Source organism: Mycobacterium sp. TH-M106, from assembly GCF_057473765.1.
Genome location: NZ_JBYCLE010000431.1, coordinates 1 through 1210, shown reverse-complemented (window position 1 = coordinate 1210; position 1210 = coordinate 1). Strand labels below are relative to the sequence as shown.

Annotated in this window: 1 protein-coding gene; it reads left to right on the top strand. The window is 65.5% G+C overall.

Translation table 11 applies throughout. The annotated features are described in order from the left end of the window. Positions 1-1210: alkyl/aryl-sulfatase (locus AC2VOP_RS15285; RefSeq protein WP_486961770.1), on the top strand; the 1210-nt coding region annotated here is incomplete at both ends.

The following is a 1210-nucleotide window of genomic DNA, read 5'->3' as shown; positions in this document are numbered from 1 at the left end:
GCGCTGCCCTTGGACGACACCGCGGATTTCGACGACGCCGACCGGGGATTCATCGCCGCGCTGTCGCCGTGCGTCATCAAAGCCGCGGACGGCCGGGTGGTGTGGGATAACGACAGCTACGCCTTCCTGGCCGGGGATGCGCCACCATCGGTGCATCCCAGCCTATGGCGGCAGTCGATGCTGGCCGCCAAACAGGGCCTGTACCGGGTCGTCGAGGGCATCTACCAGGTTCGGGGCCTGGACATCTCCAACATCACCTTCGTCGAAGGCGACACCGGCGTCATCGTCATCGACCCGCTTATCTCGACCGAGGTTGCGGCGGCGGCGTTGCAGCTGTACCGCGCTCACCGCGGGGACCGTCCCGTCGTCGCCGTCATCTATACCCACAGCCATGTCGACCACTTCGGTGGTGTGCTGGGTGTTACCACACAGGCTGACGTTGACTCCGGGAAGGTCGACGTTCTCGCACCGGAGGGATTCATCGAGCACGCGGTCCAAGAGAACGTCTACGCCGGTCCCGCGATGCTGCGGCGCGCCACCTACATGTACGGCACCTCGCTGGACCGCGGACCCCGCGGGCAGGTGGGCTGCGGATTGGGCCAGAACACCTCCAGCGGCGAGGTGGCCGTCATCGTGCCGACCGTGACGATCCGCGACACCGGGGAGATACACACCGTCGACGGTGTCGAGATCGAATTCCAGATGGCGCCGGGCAGCGAAGCACCCGCCGAAATGCACTTCTACTTTCCCCATTTCCGGGCGTTGTGCATGGCCGAGAACGCCACTCACAACCTGCACAACCTGTTGACTTTGCGCGGTGCCCTGGTGCGCGATCCGCATGCCTGGTCGAGCTATCTCACCGAGGCGATCGAGACCTTCGCCAACCGCACCGACGTGGTGTTCGCCTCGCACCACTGGCCGACGTGGGGGAATGACCGTGTCATCGGGTTCCTGACGCTGCAGCGAGATGTGTACGCTTACCTTCACGATCAGACGCTGCGGTTGCTCAACCAGGGCCACACCGGGACCGAGATCGCCGAGCAGTTCCAGCTGCCACCCGCGTTGGAGCGCGCCTGGCACGCCCGCGGCTACTACGGGTCGGTCAGCCACAACGTCAAGGCGATCTACCAGCGTTACATGGGCTGGTTCGACGGCAATCCGGCGCGGCTGTGGCCGCATCCGCCACAACAGCTGGCCACCCGCTACGTCG